This is a genomic window from Psychrobacillus soli (genome assembly GCF_006861775.1).
Classification (GTDB): Bacteria; Bacillota; Bacilli; order Bacillales_A; family Planococcaceae; genus Psychrobacillus; species Psychrobacillus soli.
On sequence record NZ_VDGG01000014.1, the window covers coordinates 90058 to 110179 of the forward strand.

The 20122-nt window shown below is 34.2% G+C and carries 21 protein-coding genes, 2 pseudogenes and 1 riboswitch; of the genes and pseudogenes, 19 read left to right on the forward strand and 4 right to left on the reverse strand.

The annotated features are described in order from the left end of the window. Positions 1–77: 77 nt before the first annotated feature. The 8 genes from FG383_RS08335 to FG383_RS08370 all read left to right on the forward strand — a co-directional run bounded on the left by FG383_RS08335 (position 78) and on the right by FG383_RS08370 (position 9731). Entirely contained in the window at positions 78–1412 is a 1335-nt protein-coding gene (locus FG383_RS08335) for an MFS transporter (protein ID WP_142606807.1), read from the forward strand. After that, positions 1405–2292, forward strand: coding sequence for a beta-keto acid cleavage family enzyme (locus FG383_RS08340; protein WP_142606809.1), 888 nt, complete (start codon positions 1405–1407; stop codon positions 2290–2292). The genes FG383_RS08335 and FG383_RS08340 overlap by 8 nt, the downstream gene beginning before the upstream one ends. A gap of 18 nt (positions 2293–2310) precedes the next feature. Beyond that, a complete protein-coding gene (locus FG383_RS08345) occupies positions 2311–3315 on the forward strand; it encodes an L-carnitine dehydrogenase (protein ID WP_142606811.1) in 1005 nt (334 codons plus the stop codon). Positions 3316–3332: 17 nt separating this feature from the next. Next, positions 3333–5378: an acetate--CoA ligase family protein gene (locus FG383_RS08350; protein WP_142606813.1), complete on the forward strand. Its 2046-nt coding sequence runs from the start codon at positions 3333–3335 to the stop codon at positions 5376–5378. Positions 5379–5495: 117 nt separating this feature from the next. Beyond that, entirely contained in the window at positions 5496–7043 is a 1548-nt protein-coding gene (locus FG383_RS08355; RefSeq protein ID WP_185907882.1) for a BCCT family transporter, read from the forward strand. A 38-nt stretch (positions 7044–7081) separates the two neighbouring features. Next, positions 7082–7237 (forward strand): hypothetical protein, encoded by a 156-nt coding sequence (locus FG383_RS20855; RefSeq protein ID WP_185907883.1) that lies wholly within the window; start codon positions 7082–7084, stop codon positions 7235–7237. Continuing rightward, positions 7218–8195, forward strand: coding sequence for an acetyl esterase (aes, locus tag FG383_RS08360; RefSeq protein WP_142606817.1), 978 nt, complete (start codon positions 7218–7220; stop codon positions 8193–8195). The genes FG383_RS20855 and aes overlap by 20 nt, the downstream gene beginning before the upstream one ends. A 1176-nt stretch (positions 8196–9371) precedes the next feature. Continuing rightward, positions 9372–9731 (forward strand): hypothetical protein, encoded by a 360-nt coding sequence (locus tag FG383_RS08370; protein ID WP_142606819.1) that lies wholly within the window; start codon positions 9372–9374, stop codon positions 9729–9731. 271 nt (positions 9732–10002) lie between these two features. Here the strand turns inward: FG383_RS08370 and FG383_RS08375 are convergent, their stop codons facing one another. Continuing rightward, a complete protein-coding gene (locus FG383_RS08375) occupies positions 10003–10479 on the reverse strand; it encodes a small multi-drug export protein (RefSeq protein ID WP_142606821.1) in 477 nt (158 codons plus the stop codon). A 590-nt stretch (positions 10480–11069) separates the two neighbouring features. Here FG383_RS08375 and FG383_RS08385 point away from each other — a divergent pair. From FG383_RS08385 to FG383_RS08405, 5 genes are all read left to right on the forward strand, one after another. Further along, positions 11070–11495: an HAD-IIIA family hydrolase gene (locus tag FG383_RS08385; RefSeq protein ID WP_281285297.1), complete on the forward strand. Its 426-nt coding sequence runs from the start codon at positions 11070–11072 to the stop codon at positions 11493–11495. 246 nt (positions 11496–11741) lie between these two features. After that, entirely contained in the window at positions 11742–12017 is a 276-nt protein-coding gene (locus FG383_RS08390) for a hypothetical protein (protein ID WP_142606823.1), read from the forward strand. Between the two features lie 36 nt (positions 12018–12053). Then, complete coding sequence (locus tag FG383_RS08395) at positions 12054–12623, forward strand: hypothetical protein (protein ID WP_142606825.1); 570 nt, start codon at positions 12054–12056, stop codon at positions 12621–12623. Positions 12624–12768: 145 nt separating this feature from the next. Further along, positions 12769–13125: a DUF3139 domain-containing protein gene (locus tag FG383_RS08400; protein ID WP_142606827.1), complete on the forward strand. Its 357-nt coding sequence runs from the start codon at positions 12769–12771 to the stop codon at positions 13123–13125. Positions 13126–13350: 225 nt separating this feature from the next. Then, positions 13351–13749 (forward strand): VOC family protein, encoded by a 399-nt coding sequence (locus tag FG383_RS08405; RefSeq protein ID WP_142606829.1) that lies wholly within the window; start codon positions 13351–13353, stop codon positions 13747–13749. Between the two features lie 68 nt (positions 13750–13817). On the opposite strand, the pseudogene FG383_RS21285 reads toward FG383_RS08405, so the two are convergent. Beyond that, positions 13818–13966, reverse strand: a pseudogene (locus tag FG383_RS21285) (IS110 family transposase); the annotation flags it as partial. Positions 13967–13989: 23 nt separating this feature from the next. Between FG383_RS21285 and FG383_RS08410 the strand changes: the two are divergent. The 3 genes and pseudogenes from FG383_RS08410 to FG383_RS08420 all read left to right on the forward strand — a co-directional run bounded on the left by FG383_RS08410 (position 13990) and on the right by FG383_RS08420 (position 15016). Beyond that, positions 13990–14331, forward strand: a complete 342-nt coding sequence (locus tag FG383_RS08410) for a DUF6678 family protein (RefSeq protein ID WP_142606831.1) — start codon at positions 13990–13992, stop codon at positions 14329–14331. Between the two features lie 57 nt (positions 14332–14388). Next, positions 14389–14497 (forward strand): annotated as a pseudogene (locus FG383_RS21290) (GNAT family N-acetyltransferase); the annotation flags it as partial. A 21-nt stretch (positions 14498–14518) separates the two neighbouring features. After that, entirely contained in the window at positions 14519–15016 is a 498-nt protein-coding gene (locus FG383_RS08420; RefSeq protein WP_246096914.1) for a hypothetical protein, read from the forward strand. A gap of 230 nt (positions 15017–15246) precedes the next feature. On the opposite strand, the gene FG383_RS08425 is transcribed toward FG383_RS08420, so the two are convergent. Beyond that, positions 15247–16575 (reverse strand): TrkH family potassium uptake protein, encoded by a 1329-nt coding sequence (locus tag FG383_RS08425; protein WP_142606833.1) that lies wholly within the window; start codon positions 16573–16575, stop codon positions 15247–15249. A gap of 28 nt (positions 16576–16603) precedes the next feature. Next, positions 16604–17269, reverse strand: coding sequence for a potassium channel family protein (locus FG383_RS08430; protein WP_142606835.1), 666 nt, complete (start codon positions 17267–17269; stop codon positions 16604–16606). A gap of 114 nt (positions 17270–17383) precedes the next feature. Next, a riboswitch (cyclic di-AMP (ydaO/yuaA leader) is annotated at positions 17384–17531 on the reverse strand. Positions 17532–18560: 1029 nt separating this feature from the next. Here FG383_RS08430 and FG383_RS08435 point away from each other — a divergent pair. Genes FG383_RS08435 through FG383_RS08440 form a run of 3 tightly spaced genes read left to right on the forward strand, consistent with a single transcriptional unit; the run spans position 18561 to position 20097 of the window. Then, positions 18561–19097 carry a sigma-70 family RNA polymerase sigma factor gene (locus tag FG383_RS08435; protein ID WP_142606837.1) on the forward strand — a complete coding sequence of 179 codons (537 nt, stop codon included), beginning with the start codon at positions 18561–18563 and terminating at the stop codon, positions 19095–19097. 5 nt (positions 19098–19102) lie between these two features. Then, positions 19103–19288: a hypothetical protein gene (locus tag FG383_RS21295; protein ID WP_246096915.1), complete on the forward strand. Its 186-nt coding sequence runs from the start codon at positions 19103–19105 to the stop codon at positions 19286–19288. Between the two features lie 32 nt (positions 19289–19320). Further along, a complete protein-coding gene (locus tag FG383_RS08440) occupies positions 19321–20097 on the forward strand; it encodes a DUF4179 domain-containing protein (protein ID WP_246096916.1) in 777 nt (258 codons plus the stop codon). Positions 20098–20122 lie beyond the last annotated feature (25 nt).

Consider the following 20122-nt stretch of genomic DNA (forward strand, 5'->3'; position numbering starts at 1 on the left):
TTTAATCTATGCAAAGTCTTTTTGGCGCGCAATGGAGTTTGCATAGAATAGATAAAATTAGGTTCAGGGGGTAATTTATGTTAACTGCAGTAGATCTCTCAAGAAAGCGTAAGTTTTTAATTCTCATCATCTTAATGATGGCAGGAGCATCAATCTATTCATTACCTTATTTTAGATTTTCTTATTACACACCATTGCAAGAGGCATTGGGATTAGTAGGAAATAATCTTGCTTATGGAAATCTAGCATCTGTTTACGGGATTGTAAATTTAATTTGTTATTTACCAGGTGGATGGATTGCTGATAAGTTTTCTACCAGAAAATTATTGACCTTCTCCATGGTATCTACTGGTATATTGGGACTTATTTTTGCAACCTTTCCGCCATATCCTGTCACTTTAGCAATACATGCTTTATGGGGGCTCACAACCGTTTTAACTTTCTGGTCGGTTTATATTAAAGCGGTCAACGTAATGAGTACTTCAGAAGAACAAGGGGAAATGTTTGGTTGGTTAGAAGGTGGTAGAGGGGTTATAGGAATCATCTTTACTATTGGTGGTTTGTGGTTGTATCAATTATTAGGTGCTGCATCAAGTGATTTAGCACTTGTTATACAAATTATTAGTGCTTTTTGTATTTTGACTGGTGTATTAATGTTCTTTATGTTACCAGATATAGCTTCCGAAGATAATGATGTCGGAAAAGTTACAGCGATGCAAATTATTACCGTATTAAAAGTACCAACAACATGGATATTGGCTGGTATCATCTTCACAACTTATATTTTCGCAGCAGGTACAAGTTATCTAACTCCATATCTAGAGTTTGCATTTGGTCTTACCGCTGCAATGGCTGGAACTGTTTCCGCGATTCGAGGGGAGGCTGCGAAAATCATATCAGGCCCTCTTTTTGGGAGTATTTCCAAAAAACAAGGAAAATCGACTGGAATTATGAAAGTTGCTTTTGTTTCTTTAGTGCTACTTTCCATTCTCTTAATGATCATTCCTAGTAATCCAACTTTCTTATTCTTAATGATTTTTATCGTTATAGCATTAGGATTCTTTGCTTTCGGATTACGAGGTGTGTACTGGGCAGTAGTAGACGAACTGGAGACACCAAAATATATGGTCGGTACAGTTGTGGGAGTGGCTTCTATTATTGGTTTCATACCAGATGCATTTATCTATACGTTGTTTGGAGGAATTATGGATGCAAACCCGGGATTACCAGGTTTTCGAATGATATTTATAATTTTCATAGGCGTTGCTGTCGCTGGAGCAATAATAGCCTTTATTGCGGATAGAATGATTGTGAAAATTCAAAAGAAAGATAAAACAGAAACCAATAATGTGGCATCTATGGATGTTACTAATATCCAAAACCAAATAGTAGGAGGTCAAATTAATGAATAATGATGTTATTATCACATGCGCTTTAACAGGATCAGGTGATTCTGCTCATAAGAGTGAATTCGTACCTGTTACACCACAGCAAATTGCTGATTCTGCTGTGAAGGCGGCAAAAGCAGGAGCTGCAATAGTTCATGTTCACGTAAGAGATCCAAAAACCAAGAACTATAGTAAAGAATTAAGTTTATATGAAGAAACAGCAAGATTAATTCGTGATAGTGGTGTAGATATGATTCTTAACATCACTGCAGGTATGGGAGCTGACTTTGTACCAGACCCAGAGAACCCATCTGTAGGTGGACCTGGTACCGATATGATTACGCCAGCAGAAAGAATTGCACATATTGTAAAAATAAAACCTGAAATTACAACATTAGATTGTGGGTCAATGAACTACGCTACAACATCGTATATTGCGACGATGGATATGTTACGTGAAACTGCTAGAGGGTTATTAGAAGCACAGGTGAAACCAGAAATTGAAGTATTTGAGTTAGGACATATTTGGCAAGCAAAACAACTTATGAAAGAAGGTCTTATTGAGGATTACCCTACCTTCCAATTATGCATGGGCGTGCCATATGGTGCAGAAGCGACACAACAAAATATGATTGCTATGTTACATGCATTACCACCAAACGTAAATTGGAGTTCCTTTTCAATAGGACGTAATCAAATGCCTTGGGTGGCCCAATCTGTACTAATGGGTGGGAATGTTCGTGTGGGCTTAGAAGATAATATTTATCTAGGAAAAGGCCATCTTGCTACAAATGAGGAACTTGTAGAAAATGCGAAAGAAATCGTTGAACGTATGGGTGCACGTATCCTTTCACCGAAAGAAGCAAGAGAAAAATTAAAAATACAAGCTAAACAATATATTTGATAAAGGAGATAATACGTCATGAAAGCTGAAGAAATCAAAAATGTCGCAATTATTGGTGCAGGAGTAATTGGTGCAGGTTGGGCCGCAAGATGCTTACATCGAGGATTTAATGTTTATGTTTCAGATCCAGCACCGAATGCGAAAGAAGTTTTAGATGAAGTAATTACAAATGCTGAATCTGCCCTACAAAAAATTATTTCTGTCCCTGAACATAAAAAAGGGAAACTATATTTCATGAATAGTATTAAAGAAGCAGTTGAAAATGCGGATTATATACAAGAAAGTGCACCTGAAGTTGAAAAAATTAAAATTAGTATTTTAAATGAAATTGATAAATATAGTAAGCCAGATGCAATTATTGGAACAAGTACTTCTGGTCTATTACCAACCCGTTTACAATCAGAAATGATGTATCCAGAACGTTTAGTAGTAGCTCATCCATTTAATCCTGTGTATATTTTGCCGTTAGTTGAAATTTGTGGTGGTGAAAAAACAGCAGAAGAAACTAAAGAAGAAGCTGAAAAATTCTATCGCTTAATTGGAATGCATCCTTTACTTGTTCGTAAAGAAATAGATGGCTTTATTGCGGATAGATTATTGGAAGCACTTTGGCGTGAAATTCTTCATCTTATCAATGATGGAATCGCAACTACGGGTGAAATTGACGATGCTATTTCCTACGGAGCTGGGTTGCGTTGGGCAATAATGGGGACAAACATGACATATTATTTAGCCGGCGGTAAACGAGGTATGAGACACTTTATGGAGCAATTCGGACCAACATTAAAACTACCATGGGCTCATATTGAAGCTCCTGAATTAACCAATAAATTAATCGACGAAATGGTGGAAGGAACAGCTGAACAAGCAGAAGGAAAAGATTTACGTGAATGGGAAGCTTTACGAGATAACTGCTTAGTCGACATCATGGAAGCGTTAGCCAAAAATGATCATGGTGCCGGTAAAGTCTTAAAAGAAGACCGTGAGACTCAAGCAGAAAGATTAACTTTAGAATATAAATAAGATAGTTGGAGGTTACTATGGACCTACAGTCGTTACTAAATCCGCAAAGTGTTGCGTTGATTGGTGCTTCAAATAAGCCTGGATCTTTAGGTTTTGAAATGATGGAAATGATAGCGGAAGGTACTTTTACTGGTAAAGTATATCCTATAAATCCTAAATATGATGAAATATTAGGGATGAAATGCTTTCCAGATTTAGAATCAATTGGCCACCAAGTTGATTTGGTTGTACTAAGTGTTGCAGCCAAGCGAGTCTTAGCTCAAGTGGAAAATATCATTGAAAATAAAGCAAAATCAATAGTTATCTTCGCGAACTGTGTATTAGAAGAAGATTTAGAATTAGAAGAGAAAGTTGTCAAAAAATGTAGGGAAGCAAATATACCTGTAATGGGTCATAATGCGATGGGTTTTTATAATAATGACATTGGTTTACGGATTTGTGGTTTTAGAGCACCTGACGCGAACATTAAAGGAAATATTGCTTTGATTTCACAATCCGGATCTGTGTTCAGTACAATCGGTCATAATGAACCACAGTTAAAGTTCAATCTGCAAGTTGCAACCGGGACTGGTCATATTACGAGCTTAGAAGATTATATGAAGTATGCATTAGAACAATCTTCTACAAAAGTAATAGCAGTCTATATGGAATCTGTTAGAAAACCGGAAGAGTTTATCGAAGCATTAATAATGTCGGTAACTAAAAAAATTCCCGTTGTAATAATGAAAGTTGGAAAATCAGAATTAGGAGCAGAATTTGCTAAATCCCATACTGGTGGATTAGCTGGTAATGATGATGTCTTTCAAGCAGTTTTTGATCACTATGGCGTCATTCGTGTAGATAGTTTACAAGAATTTGCGAATACATTAAGTCTCTTTAGCTATTTTCCTGAAATTCCAGCTGGGGGGCTGGTAGCCGTTGTGGATTCGGGTGGGGAACGAAACTTATTAGCCGATGATGCAGAATACGCTGAATTAGACTTTGCCACGTTATCTGATAACACTATGTCAGAATTGTCTCAAATTCAAGAATATGGACAACTTGCTGCAAACCCATTAGATCCTTGGGGAACGGGTATCGATTTCGAGCGTATTTTTACTGACTCATTAACGATTATGTTAATGGATGATAATGCAGCAATTGGTATTATTTCACAAGATTTGCGTGATGGTTATTATCTTTCGAATGGTTGTATAGATGCTCTTCGTAAAAGTCATGAAAACACCAAAAAACCTGTAGCCTTTTTAACAAATTTCAGTGGAACAAGAAGAGGTGAAGCGACTAAGCTAGTCAATAATATTCCTGCGCCGCTTTTAGTAGGAACGAAAGAAGGATTGTTAGCAATCAAACATTATCTTTATTATCGTGATTTCACCTTCTCTGAAGGAAATATTCAAGAGATGGATGACAAGTCAAATGAGATAATTGTAAAAGGAACATTAAGTGAAATCGATTCACTTTTTCTTCTGGAAAAATTCGGATTAGTTATTAATAAACCATACGCAGTAGAAAGCCTAGCAGACATTGAGGTAATACAACATGAGTTAGATTATCCAGTTGTATTAAAGACAGCCGAAGATGGAATATTGCACAAGTCAAATGTAGGGGGAGTTGTGCTAAATTTACAAAATAATGAGGAATTAAAAGATGCTTATGAAAAACTGTCAAATAAATTAGGTTGTAGAGCTATTATTGCACCTATGGTTACTTTTGAGTCTGAATTCATATTAGGAATGAAACAAGATGCGAACTTTGGACCAATGGTTGTTGTCGGGGCAGGAGGTATATTAACTGAACTAATTAATGATAAATTCGTTATTCTACCAAATGCGAGTAGGACAGAGATTGAAAGAAATATTAAAGCTTTAAAAAGTTATCCACTCCTTACCGGTTTTAGAGGTAAAGAACTTGTTCCAATCGATACTTTTATCGATACTATCCAAAAATTTTGCCACATGGTTGAAACACTTTCAGCACAATTAGGTGAAGTGGATATTAATCCTGTTGGAGTAAAAGGTGATAAGATTATAGCTTTAGATGCACTAATTATCGGCAATGAGTAATATATGAGAGTTAAAAGGTTAATCGTTTCCTTCGATCAACCTTTTAACTAATAACTATTATTCTTTCAAAATACTTTATTTCTGAACATATAGATATTTAATTAGGAGATGATAATGATGGACAGCAAGAGTAGCGTTAAAAAACAGAAGATTTTCACTCCTATTTTTCTTCTTTCCGCTTTAATTACAGGTGTCTTTTCTGTTTTTTCATTAATTAGCCCCGATACATTGTCCAATAATATGACTTTTATTCAGTCACTTTTTGCAACGCAGTATGGATGGGTAGCCATGATAATTCCAGTATTTTGTATGATGCTATTAGTTGTTTTAGGTATATCTAGATATGGGAATATCGTCATTGGCGGTGAAAATGCAAAGGCTGAATATAGCATATTTTCATGGATATCTATGTTATTTACAGCTTCAATTGGAATTGGAATCATCTATTTTGGTGTAAATGAACCTATCTATGCGTATATTTTATCACCTGCTAGTACACAAGCTCCGAGTGTTATGGAAGCTGCCAGAGAAGCAATGGGAACAGCGCTTTATCATTGGGGGGTATCTGTGTGGGCTATTTTTAGTGTTGCGGGTTTAGTAATGGCCTATTTTGTTTCGAAACATAAAATTCGCTATTTACCAGGGGATGTAATTGAAAAAAGTTTTGGTAAAAGAAAATGGGTACCTATTACGAAGAGTTTCATGAATATTCTAGCCGTTGTATGTTCAGCTATGACAATTGCAGCTACACTTGGTTTAGGTAGTGTACAAATAACAACTGGAATGAATCAAGTGATTAATATTGATAATTCTTATAGCACAATTCTTCCGTATCTTGTACTAATCCTCTTACTTATTGTATGTTTATTTGCTTCAACAACAAAGACAGTGGGAAAGGGGATGGATATAATTGGAAGGTGGAACGTTTATCTTGCAATATTTATGTTAGCCTTTGCAATGTTCTTTGGACCTACACGTTATATCCTGAACCAAGTTGTACAATTACTAGGAACATTTATAGATCAATTGATTCCTAGAAATTTTGATATGTTTTTATTTAGTTTAGATCCTACTTATTCAACAACATGGGATGTCGCTAATAACATGTGGTGGATTTCTTGGACACCTTTTATGGGTGTATTCATTGCATCTATTTCAAAAGGAAGAACTATCCGTCAATTTGCTTTCACGACTATGACAATACCAGTCATATTTATGCTGTTATGGCATGCAGCATTTGGAGGAGTAGCACTTTTGGATAAAGTTTTGGGAACTGGAAAAATTGCTCAATTCGCTTTAGAAAATCCAGATATGACCTTCTTTGCTATTTTACAGACAATGCCCTGGCCTAAGTTAACTGCCATTGCAACGATTATATTGTTAATTATGTTTATTTCAACTACAGTGACAAGTGCAGCTTTATCTTTAGCGAGAATGACAGATATAGAAGGAAAAGAAGCAGCTCCTGTTAGAAGTGCAGTGTGGGTTATACTCATGACCGTTATCGCTTTAACTGGTATTTTTGCTACTACATTAGGTGGTAATGAAGCGTTAAATTCGATAAAATCTTTAGCTACGACGCTATCATATCCGTATCTATTTTTCTTCATATTAATGATAACCGGATTTATTAAACAATTAATGAAAGATAAACCACCAGTGTAATTGTCACGGTGTTCACCGTAAGGAAGGAATGATAATAGATGGATATGTATTATTTGACTGGTTGGGAACTTATTACTGAAAAAGTCCTTCAAATTGGAATGTTAGTATTTCTTATCTGGAACGTAAAGTTACTTTTTTTAGAAAAAAAAGATTATGTAGATGGAGATGATGACCATGGAAATGAACAAATTTGATGCTTTAAAAATGATGACTCCTGAAATGATTGCAACTTTAAAAAAGCAAAATGAACTTGTCGAAGACGCATTTTCAACAAATGTAACCTATGAAAAAATGCGTGAAAACTATAATAATGAAAGAAAATTTTGGAATGAAGGTGGTCCAGAACCTAAAAAAAGCGTTGATTTAGAGTTAGAAGGACCTTATGGAACTATTGGTATTCGTATACATTATCCACAAAAAAGAACCGGAAAAGGTTCAATTGTATATATACATGGTGGAGGGTTTGTAGTAGGAAATCTTGATACCCATAGTAGGATTATGCGCATCTTAATGGAAGAAACAGAGTCGGTTGTAATTGGAATTGACTATCATTTAGCACCCGAATATAAATACCCTACACAAGTAGAAGAATGTGCCTTTTTAGTTGAATGGTTACGGAGTAATGCGGAAGAATATGATCTTGATAAGAATGATATTTCTCTTGCAGGTGATTCAGGTGGAGCCAATTTATCTTTAGCAACTGCTTTGTATTTAAGGGATAAAAAAGATGATGTTACGTATTTACGTAGTTTACTTCTATATTATGGAGCTTTTGGATTAACTGATTCAAGATCAAGGCGCATATTTGGTGGTGATTATGATGGATTGGGTCGTGAAGATTTAAAGGCCTATTCAAAAATGTATATAGAAGATGATAATGTAGATTTACGTTATTTTGATTGCTTTTCAAATGATTTAACTAAAGGGGTACCTCCTTGCTATATTGCTTATGGAGATTTAGATCCACTTCAAGATGATAGTATATTATTATATGACATATTGACATATAATAATGGAAAAGCAGAATTAGAAGAATTTAAAGGTGTTATTCATGCTTTCTTACATCATTCTCGTATTCTTCCTGAAGCAAAAGAGGCAATTAAAAATGGTGCAAATTTCTACAAGTCATTAATACATGTAGGGAAATTTTAGAATCAAGTCTTCTTCTAGACTTTTCTTTCTAATACCGGTATAGAGGCATTTCTATGATATATTGAAAAGGTTTTTCATTAGTGGATAGGTCTCAACATTAGTTGATTAATTTTTGCTAACTACTTTGATTAATAATGGTGGTAAGGGTTTATACCTTATCACCGTTTTTATGTTAATTTTTGTATATTTTACATTGTAGGGAAGCTGCATAATATTAGTAAATCAAGAGGGCTGATGCCTAAAGCGCAGCAGAAAGCTCCAATTTTATCCATCGTTAAAGGCAAGAAGGATAAAACCTATCTGGAGTCAGAGACCTTGGCACGTCACACATGGATATGATACGGCAACTCGGGAGACTCTACCGGTCTTTTCTTATAGAATAGCATGGTGTACAAATGATAATAAGCAAGGAAACCAAATGCCGTTGTGGGTAGTCGGATAGCAGAATGAGCGAAATCTGATCGAAAGAGATTAGCTATATTTTGTTAATGATAACTAGGAGGAGCCGTATACGTGAATAGCGTAAGCCCGGTTCTGCGTTGAAAAAATGACGTTGAAACTTACGGGAATTGGTATTTTTAAAACGATTACTTCCAAGTTTTAGTTAGATTAAAGTATAGACTCGGGACATATCAGAGTGATAACCTCATTTTGATGCGTTAAGATGAACTGTATGATAAATAATTGTCAAGGCTATTTTGTACCAAGGTTTATAATTCGTTCTTCAGTAAACGGGTGCTTTACCTCAAGAAGGCTAAAGTAACTTAATCAAACTGGTTTAAATCAGTAAATTAAGTATGATAAAGCGCGCTTTATTAGGGCTTTGATCATTTAAGACAAGATGGATACTCTGAAGATCGTCTTAGTGCGTATACTGGGAATCACGTTATTAAAATTTACGAAAAGATGGGCTTTAACATAAGAACAGTTTCTATGAGCTTGCAATTATAAGCTTGGTTTTTTTCACGAATGATTTGTTGGCCCAAGAAGGATTGATGCTCTTTTTGTTGAAGTTATTGTACTAAAGGTAAAAGTGTCATACTTCAAAGGATATTGGAATAATACATTACTAGAATACATTATAAAAACAGGAAGAAAAGAGGTGATAGTACGTTAGAAAAACTTAGAAAAATTACTTTAAAAACTGCTGTCTATATGGGGATTATTTTTTACTCTTTGACTATCTTAATCCATCTTCTTATTATTATCGAAATTATTCCATTCACATGGGTTAATGGTGGACGGTCTGAATCCTTCGCTATTCAGTTACCAATATCTATTATCAATACTGTTATTTCTATTATTGGAGGAGTTTTTACGCTGTTTGTCAGCAAAAATATACTAAATAAATACCAAAGAGGAATAACCAGAATATGTTGGTTTTTTGTTATACTTTGGTCAGTTGGGTTTATACAACAATTGCTTGGCACACCTTTTGAAAAAATGGTTTGTTCGTTTATATTGTTCCTTGGAGTCATCTCGAACTTACGTATGGCCATTGAAAAAAAACGAGTAACGATTAAATTAACAAGTTAGTGAAAAAATGAACTTAAAGCAAAGTGTGCTTTAGTTAAACAAGACCATCATATCGATGGTTTATTTTTTTATCCGAAACATCAAGTAAATCTCAGAACTCCATTGTGAATTGTTTGGTTGTGTATCAAAAAAATGGAATTTTTGGACCCAGTTGATAGTAAAAAATATAAAGATGTCATTTACTGATTAATAAGATTAAAACAATTTCTAGCTAACAATAAAAAAACTATTTACTGACTAGATAAATAGTTTTTTGTTATGGTGTCTAAGTTTAAATCCAATTTATGTATTTGAGACCATAAACAGAGCCAACTGTCATAAGAATTGACCAAATGACTAAACTGATTCCCATCCAAGTGATTACTCTAGTTCTAGATGAACCAAGCAAAAGGGCAGTTAAAGCAGCTAAATCTGTTCCAAGTAACGAGGGTGAAAGCAAAGAAAACACTGGAAGACCATACTTTTCCCAAAAATGTCTCGCTCTAGTTTCTCTTTTTGAAGGCCCTGATTTTCCCTTTTTGTCTCTTCTTTTGTTACGCCATTCAGAAATTTGTCTAAAAAATATTGCAAAGACTAAAACCATAATAAAATTTCCTGAAAAAGCAATAATCCCAACGGCTACAGGTGACATCTCCAACACAACACCTACTGGAATAATATAAAAAACATCCAGTAGTGGTAATAATGATATTAAAAATAAAGCGATGTATTGCCAAATTCCATCTGCTTGTTGAACCCATTCAACCATCTGAACACCCCCTTGTAAAATAACAAAAACTTCTCTCTCTTTACCTATTATACAATAGTAATCAAAAACCGTTTAATTTTCTTATATTATTCAAAAAAACAAAGTTAAAGTCGATGAGAGTATCAAAATATATGAGCATTGGAACAGTTTCTTGTTCAACTAACCGGTAGAAAACATGAATTCAAAAATCACTTTTTCCATTTCTGAATGACAGGATTCACGAAGGTGTTCGATCTCCCGTTCTGTTGGAATGATCCAGAGATATATACTAAAACATCACCAATGACATATATTAAATCAGCGTGTACTCCTATAAATCCATTGTGAAACTGAATGTATAATAGATATGTCCACACATCTATAATAAATCCACACGAATAGTTATAATCTATATTAAATCTATATTAATAATGGGCAAGTTTGTGAAATATTTCACTTAAACTAATGGGGCAAGTTAGTTCAATTAGAATAAAGGAAAAATCAATGTGTAAGGATTGTGAAAATTGAAAATCGCATTTTTTGATAGAGATGGCACTATAATTGAAGATTATTAAGACCATGAATGGACTAGAATAGAGCATCCAGTATTTATAGATGGATCAATTAGCACATTAAAAGAAGTCATAAAGAAAGGTTATAAAATTATAATTATTACCAACCAATACATTATTAATGAAGGTTACATTACGGTTGAACAGTACCAGGATATAAATAATCAAATGAAAAAAGAGTTAACTCGTCAAGGTGTTGAACTTCTTGATGTCTTTTATTGTCCGCATAGTAAAGACGAGGGGTGTACTTGTATGAAGCCTAAAATTGGAATGATTAAGCAGGTAATTCATAAATATCCTGAAATTAATTTGGAAGAGTCCTTTATGATTGGTGACTCAGCAGTTGATGTAGAATTAGCAATAAATATAGGCATTAAAGGTTTTGGAATCAGAGTAGGTTCTAATTACAAGGAAGAAAATATATATCAATTGAACAGTGTAATAGATTTACCACTTTATATTTAATATTGGTTTATAGCTCTTTTGTTATAAGAATTTTCAGTCAGTTACCTATTCTTCTTCAACTAATAGGTGCTGAAGTTAAACAAGTGGCTGCCTGTAAGGGAAGCCCTTTCTTATTGAATTAACGCGGAGTGTTAGTTGAAGAATCATTTCCAAAACAATCAATCTCTTTTGAATATTACAATAGTATCCCTTGGGCAATATAGTATGATTAATTTATCAACTATTTTTTTGAGAGGTGGACTAGAAATGAAACATAAAAATATTTGGGTATTTGGTTCAATTTTGTTGTTTGGTTTCATTGGTGCGTTCGGTTTTATGCCAAAGATATCTGGTATTAGTAACGTTGTAAGCTACACAATGACAGGACTTGCACATTGGGGTCAAGTAGATTCTTCTCTTTTTAAGGTAGATAACGATAACTATGATTTAAGAGTTAGTGGTAAATTATTTATGTATGGAATTACCTTTTCAGAAATTTTAAGTGTTTATTATACATTTAATAAAAAAGGATTTATTCAATAATTTAATTGTAAGTTTTGCAAAGGGAGCAGGAAAAATATGACTCGACTAATATTGTTCTTATTAGGTGTTTCTTTGGTAATAACAGGTTGTACTCCAGATAATTCAGTTTCTGAACAAGAGGGTGTTTTAATAAAAGCCGAAGAAAATAACCAAGCCACACCGATTATAGATAGGCAATATGATTTTACATACCTTGAAGAATTACCAAGTGACAAATTGGATAGCTATAACGATTATCTACTTAATGGAAGTATCAATAGTTTGAGCGATTTTACTCCCGAAGAAATGATTTTAATTTATATGAATTTAATTTTGGAACACAAAATCGATAGACTTTATGCTCTAACTTATAATGGCGGTCAACTTCCTTCTGTTGAATTATTCAATGACGAATATATGAAATACTTGTCTTCTAATTTGGAAGAAGCTTATTTGATGTATAGATTTTATGATGCAATCTCAATAAATGAACAATCAAGTACGGAAGATGTAATCATTGTTCAGTTAGAGATCATTTTCGGTAGCAAGAGATATATTAAAACATATCCTTTAAAACAGGAAGATGGCATTTGGAAGGTAGCCATTTATCAGTCATTAAAACAGTAGTTGCGCAACAGTATTTGGCGTCTTATTCAGCTCCCATGAGTGCTACTCGTAAAGAGTGCGACAGTCTGTGACGCACCGTGGTCGTAAGAGTCAGACTAACGGTTTAGCTTAGTCAAAATAGGGATACCAAAATTGAGGTGGGGGAATGAGAAGAACAAAGAGGATTATTAAAATTACTCTATTGGTTATTCTTATTGGGTTAGTAATTGTACCGTTAGTATCAGTACAAGTAAATAAATATATCTACAAAAATAGGGTAACTACTTACCTGATTGAAGATAAGGGCTATAAAGAAGAGGATATTGAATCTATTGAGGGCAAATGGGGATTTAAGCTTCCAGCATACTATACAGTTGTAACCTTCAAAAATGAACCACATGTTGAGTATACCTATTTTGCTCATGACAAGGATGTATTTCAATTTAATTACAACATCATTGACGAGGGAAAGAAAGAAGGCATTAAAGAAGAAGACCTAAAGAATTTTAATCCACGTTATTAAACAAACCCAGCCAATAGTTTGTCAATAGAAATTAATGAAAACTATAAAAAGTTCATGCTATACTAAATTTATGCATGCCAAATAACTTTCAAATTACTTTGTTTGGAAAGGTTCATGCTCTTTGTATATATTTTGAACTTGGCCAGATATTGGAAATCTGATTTGCTTTTTAAAAGTGCATAAATCCAACTTTATAGGTAAGTATGAAAAGGAGAGATATATATAATGGAGAAGTTAGCATCATTTTTAATGTTTCAAAATGACAATGCAGAAGAAGCGATGAATTATTACACATCCCTCATTGAAGATTCTCAAATTACAAGTATTGTTCGATACGGACCTAATGAATCTGGGAAAGAAGGGACTGTAATGCAGGCTACTTTTACTTTAAAAGGGCAAGAATTTATGTGTATTGACAGTCATGTGAATCATCAATTTTCTTTCACTCCTTCATTCTCCATCTTTGTGACTTGTGAAAGTGAAGAGGAACTTGACAATCTTTATCATAAACTCAACGAAGGTGGACAAGCACTCATGCCTTTAGGTGATTATGGTTTCAGTAAAAAGTTCGGTTGGCTAAATGACCGCTTCGGAGTTTCGTGGCAACTAAATCTTCCAAAATAATATGAAGAACTTAGTATTGTTTTCCTAATCACAAAATAAAAATTTAATTTCTACAACTAACCAGCCAATAGTTTGTCCATATTTGTTGCTGCGACTTTCTCGCCGATACCGTGCATTGATTGGGGAATCTTATATTTTTCTATACTTTTCGCTAAAGCATCTATTCTTCTTCAAGGTTGGATAGATGTTTTTTATATTCAAGAAGCATTTTAATATAAGTTACGCAATAGGAGGCAAAAAATGAGGTTTACTGAATACCAAAGTCTAATGAATGATACAAAATGGGAAGAAATTTGGTTAGCCATGACTTATATACCAGAACTTATCTGTTGGCGAACAAAGGATATGGAGACAAATTATACTTGTGATTGGGATGCAGAATGGTTCAATCATTTCAAAATAGACGGAGATAAGGATAGCTATAAAACAATTGAATGGTTGGAATTTAAATTTGAAAATGAAGAAGTAAAAAATAGATTGTTAAAAATCCTAAAAGAGATACACGTTCCAGGTGAGGTATTAGTTAATACTATCAAGATTTATGGTTATGTAAAGAAAGGGACTTCCATTGATTATATTTAAAGAATCTTCTTCAACTAACAGCGCAGTTTAGTTTAATAAGAGGAAAACCGCAGTTCCATATTTAACCTCGAAGTTTCAGATGAACAACGGCGCTTCATGTTATGTCCTTGCAACCTATGGGGGTCATCCATTTCCGTTTGCCATTTCTGCGGATGAGCAGCCAGTAACGTGGGGGAGATTTTAACAAGTGAACGGGGGAAATATTGATATGGAATCCAAAAAAACAGTAGCGATAATAGCTATCGTTATATTATCTATTGTTGTTTTAATAAACCTATTAAAGAAAGATTTATGGGATGTTAACTCAGAATTATTGAAAGAAGAAGTTTTATCCATTGGACAATCCGTTCAAACTGTAAATTTATCAAATGTAACCCCGTTTAAATGGGATGTAGCATACTCCTTTGACCCATATACATTAAAAGATACAATATATGAAACAGTTGGTTATAAATGGGGTGATATTAGAGAGACGGTTAATGAAGGAATGTATCAAGTAGTTTTTTTAAAGGATGGAAAAGTAGTTTGTTATTTGTATGGATACCCTGAAAATAATGGATACGGAATATCTTTCACAAGTGAAAATAATAAGGAAGTAACCTCAGCTTCTGTCCTTAGTGTCGAGAATGATTTATCCTTTGAAGTAATAAGAAGTGATGAAATCATTTATTTAAGGAATCATTAAGTTAATACATCTTCAACTAGCGGGTGCTTTAGTTAAACATGATCATCATTTCGATGGTCTTTTTTTCTGTCCATCGGCAATCCATTGTGAAATGTTACACTTAAACTAACGGTGCAGGTTAGTTTAAAAAGAAATGATAGAATATGTATTTAAATTTTACGTTTGGCGTGATTAAAATGGATAGTAAGCTACATAAGAAAAACGCTGAACGGTTTTGTTCAGCGCAATTTTCACCCCGTATGAACTTGGTCATTTGGAAATTTATATTTTTCCTTTTTCGGTTTAAGAAGTAAAAAGAATAAAGTTAATGGACCAATACGTCCAATGAACATTACGATGCACAGGACTACTTTCCCGACATTGCTCAAATCGGCTGTAATTCCGGTTGAGAGCCCGACAGTACCAAATGAGGAAACGACTTCAAAGGCAAGAGGCAATAGCGGGATATTTTCTGTTATTGTAAGCATGGAAATAAAAAAGAAGTTAATGAACATACTGACAGTTACTATGGCAAGCGACCGGATGATGATTTCTGTTTTAATAGACCTATTAAAGAGGTGTGGCTCCTGTATTCCTCGTATAAAAGAGATGGTCGATAGCAGTACGACCATAAATGTCGTAAGTTTAATACCAGATGCAGTGGAAGCACTTCCGCCACCGATGAACATTAACAACATTGTGAACAATAAGGATGTGTCTTCCATTTCCCCAGTGGCAATGGTATTAAATCCAGCTGTACGTGGTGCAACGGCTTGGAAATATGAAGCTAGAAATTTATCAAATAGCGAAAAGTTCCCTATTGTACTTGGGTTATTATATTCCAATACAAAGATGATGATAGTCGCGATACTATTTAGCAAAACGGTTCCTACTATCATCATTTTTGTATGAAGCGACCACTTATTGAAAGAATTCTTTTGGAGAATTTCCATAACTACAACAAACCCAAGTCCACCGATAATGAACAATAACGATAAGATAATATTAACGATTGGGTCTCCTGCAAATTGAATTAGGTTATCCGGGAATAAAGCGAATCCTGCGTTGTTGAAAGCCGATACGACATGGAAGATGCTATAGTAGATTCCCTTAGCCCAGCCGAAATCAGGTATCCAGTGCATGGACATTATGACTATGGCTACACCCTCTATCGAAAAAACAAAAATACAAATCCGTTGTACTAGCTTCACCATACCTCCTATGGACGACTGACTGAAGGATTCCTGTATATAAATCCGATTCTTCAATCCGATTTTTCTCCCCAGTAATACAAGAATGACAACAGCGAAAGTCATCAATCCAATCCCACCACATTGGATAAGTACCAACATGACGATTTCTCCAAATAAGGTCAGGGTGGATTCTACATCAAAGACGCTTAACCCCGTAACCGTTGTCCCTGATGTTGCACTAAAAAAGGCGTCAATCCACGAAATTGGTTTTTCTGTTGCAATCGGGAGCTTTAGTAATAAAGTACCGAGGATAATTAAGAACAGAAAACTTCCAGAAATGACTGCCAAAGGTGATAGATTGCGAAATCTAGGCTTTATTGTGTGCATAATACTCACTTCCTCATATGAAAGCTACCTACAGCGCCTTCTCTTCAAATCGCTTTAAATCTATATTGTGTCCCATTGCCACTAATATATCGCCTTCGTAAATCATATCAGTTGGTAATGGTGAAACATTTATTTTATCATTTCTCTTGATTGCTAAAATGGTGATGCCGAATTTTGCGCGAATATCCAAATCGAGTAATGTCTGATTGTGGATTCGCTGTGTGGCACTCAATTCCACTACACTGTACTCCTCGGATAAATTAATATAATCCAACAATCTATCAGACGACATGGTTTGGGCAATCCGAATACCCATTTCCAGTTCCGGGTGAACGACACGGTCGGCTCCGATTTTCTCTAATACCTTTTGATGATACATATTTTGAGCTTTCACCCACACTTTATTAATACCTAATTCCTTTAAATTGAGCGTGGTTAGCACACTATCTTGTATATTCTCACCGATTGCGACAATGACATGGTCAAAATTCCGTATACCGATTGATTTTAGGAATGTTTCTTCGGTAGAGTTCCCTTGAATGGCATGGGTTGAGTATTGAATGAAGTTCTCCACCCTATTCATATCAATATCGATTGCTAATACTTCATGACCAAGAGTAAACAATTCCCGACAGACGCTCCCACCAAACCGACCTAATCCAATGACTGCAAATTGCTTATTTTGTTTTGTCATTCTATTCACTCCTACCAATCTGACAACCATTTAATTCCCTATTAACAGAACGACAAAAAGCCCATCAGGAATAGGGTAACCTTTGGACACCATTTTAAACATATGTTGATTTAACCTCCCTCTCTCTTAACGCTTACGGGGTTAGCTGTCGGATTCGGGCTAAAAGAGTAGCCCTACCTACAATATAGGATTCACCCCTTGTGATTTTAACAACCACGGATAATGGTTTCCCCACTCCAAAAGGATTCAGCGATTTTCGAAATATAAAATACAGAATTATACTACTCTCGTTCCTCGAATATGTAAATAGTATATTATAGAGGTAATATCAAAAATAACTCCAAATTAAGCCTTACAATGACGTAGTATTTATTAAGAATGTGAAAATCTTCACTTAAACTAACGGGTGCTTTACTTCAAGAAGGGGTAAAGCATTTTCGAGTCAAAAAAATCATTTTATTTAAAATGTCTTTTCTATTAAAGTTTCATGTAGCAGATTATCTATAGAGGAGCGAATTAGCTAGTGAAAAAATACAATGAACTCTCTTATAAAGAAAAGAATTTTAGAACCATAGTAGCAGCAATACTACTTTCATTTACTATATTTATACCCAACTACCCCCTTTGGTTTTATATACCATTGATGTGTATTATGGTATTAGATATAGTTTATAACTATTTAAAACATAGGAGTAGTCAATAAAATGAGGGTATTTGGAAATCGTTTAAGAAAAGTTAGATTATCTAAAGGTTATACACCACTTACTGTCCGTTTATTTTAAACTTTAATGATTTGTATGGGAATAGTTGCCTACATCGAGATTCTCCAATCATCAATTTGTCACTTTATATGTTACCTTGGGTATTATTCCTTTTATATCGTTTATTGCGAATAATAAATAATACACTGGTCAATATTGGTTCTGGAATATTTAAGTAAAGTAGTAACGTAAAATGTTTCTTCTTCAACTAACGGGTGCTTTAGTTAAACAAGACCATCAATTCGATGGTCTATTTTTGTGTCCAAATCATCATGTAGATTTCAGCGATCCATTATGAAAAGTTACACTTAAACTAATGCAGCAATTTAGTAGAACAAGCACAGATAAGCTAAAGTAATTAATTCAGGGAAAAATCTTTAGAAAACAACTCCTTGATAAAAATGCATAAAATTGTTGGCTAACCGATAGATTTTTTATCTTTCGGTTATTTTAATTTACTTTGATAGGTTTGTTAATTTACATACGTATTAATGGATAGGTACCGAATAACAAATAAAGGAGGGTTTGAATTGAGGGTTACTGGTGAAAATGTTGTACGACAAATTAAATTGAAAAATGAAGAAGCTTTGCCCTTTCTTATTAAAACGTACAGTGGTCTGCTCAATGCCATTATTAGAAAATATCTGAATGGGAATCACCAAGATATGGAGGAATGTTTAGCAGATGTGCTAGTTTCTATCTGGTTCCATATAGACTCATATGATTCTTCCAAAAATGAATTTAAGCAATGGATTGCCGCGATCACCAAATATCGTGCAATTGATTATATTCGTAAATCTGAAAAGTTAAAGGAGCATGTTAGTAATGTTGACTTTGATGAACGTATGTCTAGTCAAGTGAGTTCAAAACAAAACGTGCTTGATTTATCTAGTTTGTTTAATGAACTTAATGATACCGAACGAAAAATATTTGAGAAATATTATGTTGAAGGGGTTCCATCTAAAGAAATTGCATCTGAGTTTCAAGCAAAGGATTCTTGGGTGCATAACAAACTTTCTATGGGTAGAAAAAAATTGAAAACCATTTTATTGAAAGATGAGGTGTAATGGATATGTCATTATTTAAGGACTTAAATGATGTGAAGTTAGATTTAAGTGAATTTGATGAACTGCCACTTTCAGAGTATGAACAAAAACGTATATTAAAGGATGTCCGTAACAAAATTCATCCAAAAAAACAAATGAAAAAAAGATTAGGGTTAAGTGTTGCAATAATTGCGGCATTTATGCTTAGTTAACATTGACAATTGATAAAGGAATAATTGCAAACATGCCATTTGTTGGGGAACCTATTGAGAAATATATAAATCAAAATGAAAATCTCAATTATTCATCTTATAAGACAGAGATTGGTGAAACAGCAGAAAATTCACTTGGAAAATTAACATTAAATGAAGTTATGTTAGACGACCAAAGAATCATATTAAGCTCTACGTTTGAGCCAACAGATGGTGTAAAGTTTGATTATCAAACCTTTGTTAAACCAACTGTCAAAGTTAATGGACAAGAGTATACGGTAACGACTGGTGGTCAATCCATTGAATTAAACGACTCGATGTTTACGATTTATAACGATGTTGATTTAAGTGAAGTGGTTACAACAGAAGAAGTAAATATTGAAATTAGTTACGATAGATGGAGGTATCATCTCAATGATGAAGAGGTTATTCAACAACCATGGACATTCGATGTGCAGGTGTCGCAAGCAAAGTTACTTGAAGATAAAAAGGTTTTCGAGATGAATGAAACCATCACTTTAAATAATGGAGAAATAGTTACCATTGAAAAAGTAGTGACAACACCTATGTCCACAACGGTTTATTACGATTTATCACAAAGTAAAAGTGAAAGTATCTACTTTGATATTCGATCGGAAGACGGAGTCCAAAGTGAGTATAAGTACCCTGTGACGGCATTTGTTTCTAATGATTTAGGAGATGTATCGGTTATACGCTATGACGGATTAACTCTTGGGGATTCAAACCATTTCTTGGAAGCTCGTAATGCCAATCATGAATTATTGAGTAGCCCAATTCCAATTAATTAGTATGATGAACAAACAGGTGGATTTT

Bases quoted from the DNA above. Each gene is read 5' to 3' on its own strand.
- FG383_RS08400 (WP_142606827.1), top strand. From the start codon at position 12,769: ATGAGAAGAACAAAGAGGATTATTAAAATTACTCTATTGGTTATTCTT.
- aes (WP_142606817.1), top strand. From the start codon at position 7,218: ATGGAAATGAACAAATTTGATGCTTTAAAAATGATGACTCCTGAAATG.
- FG383_RS08430 (WP_142606835.1), bottom strand. From the start codon at position 17,269: ATGACAAAACAAAATAAGCAATTTGCAGTCATTGGATTAGGTCGGTTT.
- FG383_RS08390 (WP_142606823.1), top strand. From the start codon at position 11,742: ATGAAACATAAAAATATTTGGGTATTTGGTTCAATTTTGTTGTTTGGT.
- FG383_RS21295 (WP_246096915.1), top strand. From the start codon at position 19,103: ATGTCATTATTTAAGGACTTAAATGATGTGAAGTTAGATTTAAGTGAA.
- FG383_RS08395 (WP_142606825.1), top strand. From the start codon at position 12,054: ATGACTCGACTAATATTGTTCTTATTAGGTGTTTCTTTGGTAATAACA.
- FG383_RS08440 (WP_246096916.1), top strand. From the start codon at position 19,321: ATGCCATTTGTTGGGGAACCTATTGAGAAATATATAAATCAAAATGAA.
- FG383_RS08355 (WP_185907882.1), top strand. From the start codon at position 5,496: ATGGACAGCAAGAGTAGCGTTAAAAAACAGAAGATTTTCACTCCTATT.
- FG383_RS20855 (WP_185907883.1), top strand. From the start codon at position 7,082: ATGGATATGTATTATTTGACTGGTTGGGAACTTATTACTGAAAAAGTC.
- FG383_RS08425 (WP_142606833.1), bottom strand. From the start codon at position 16,575: ATGCACACAATAAAGCCTAGATTTCGCAATCTATCACCTTTGGCAGTC.
- FG383_RS08345 (WP_142606811.1), top strand. From the start codon at position 2,311: ATGAAAGCTGAAGAAATCAAAAATGTCGCAATTATTGGTGCAGGAGTA.
- FG383_RS08410 (WP_142606831.1), top strand. From the start codon at position 13,990: ATGAGGTTTACTGAATACCAAAGTCTAATGAATGATACAAAATGGGAA.
- FG383_RS08335 (WP_142606807.1), top strand. From the start codon at position 78: ATGTTAACTGCAGTAGATCTCTCAAGAAAGCGTAAGTTTTTAATTCTC.
- FG383_RS08375 (WP_142606821.1), bottom strand. From the start codon at position 10,479: ATGGTTGAATGGGTTCAACAAGCAGATGGAATTTGGCAATACATCGCT.
- FG383_RS08405 (WP_142606829.1), top strand. From the start codon at position 13,351: ATGGAGAAGTTAGCATCATTTTTAATGTTTCAAAATGACAATGCAGAA.
- FG383_RS08340 (WP_142606809.1), top strand. From the start codon at position 1,405: ATGAATAATGATGTTATTATCACATGCGCTTTAACAGGATCAGGTGAT.
- FG383_RS08350 (WP_142606813.1), top strand. From the start codon at position 3,333: ATGGACCTACAGTCGTTACTAAATCCGCAAAGTGTTGCGTTGATTGGT.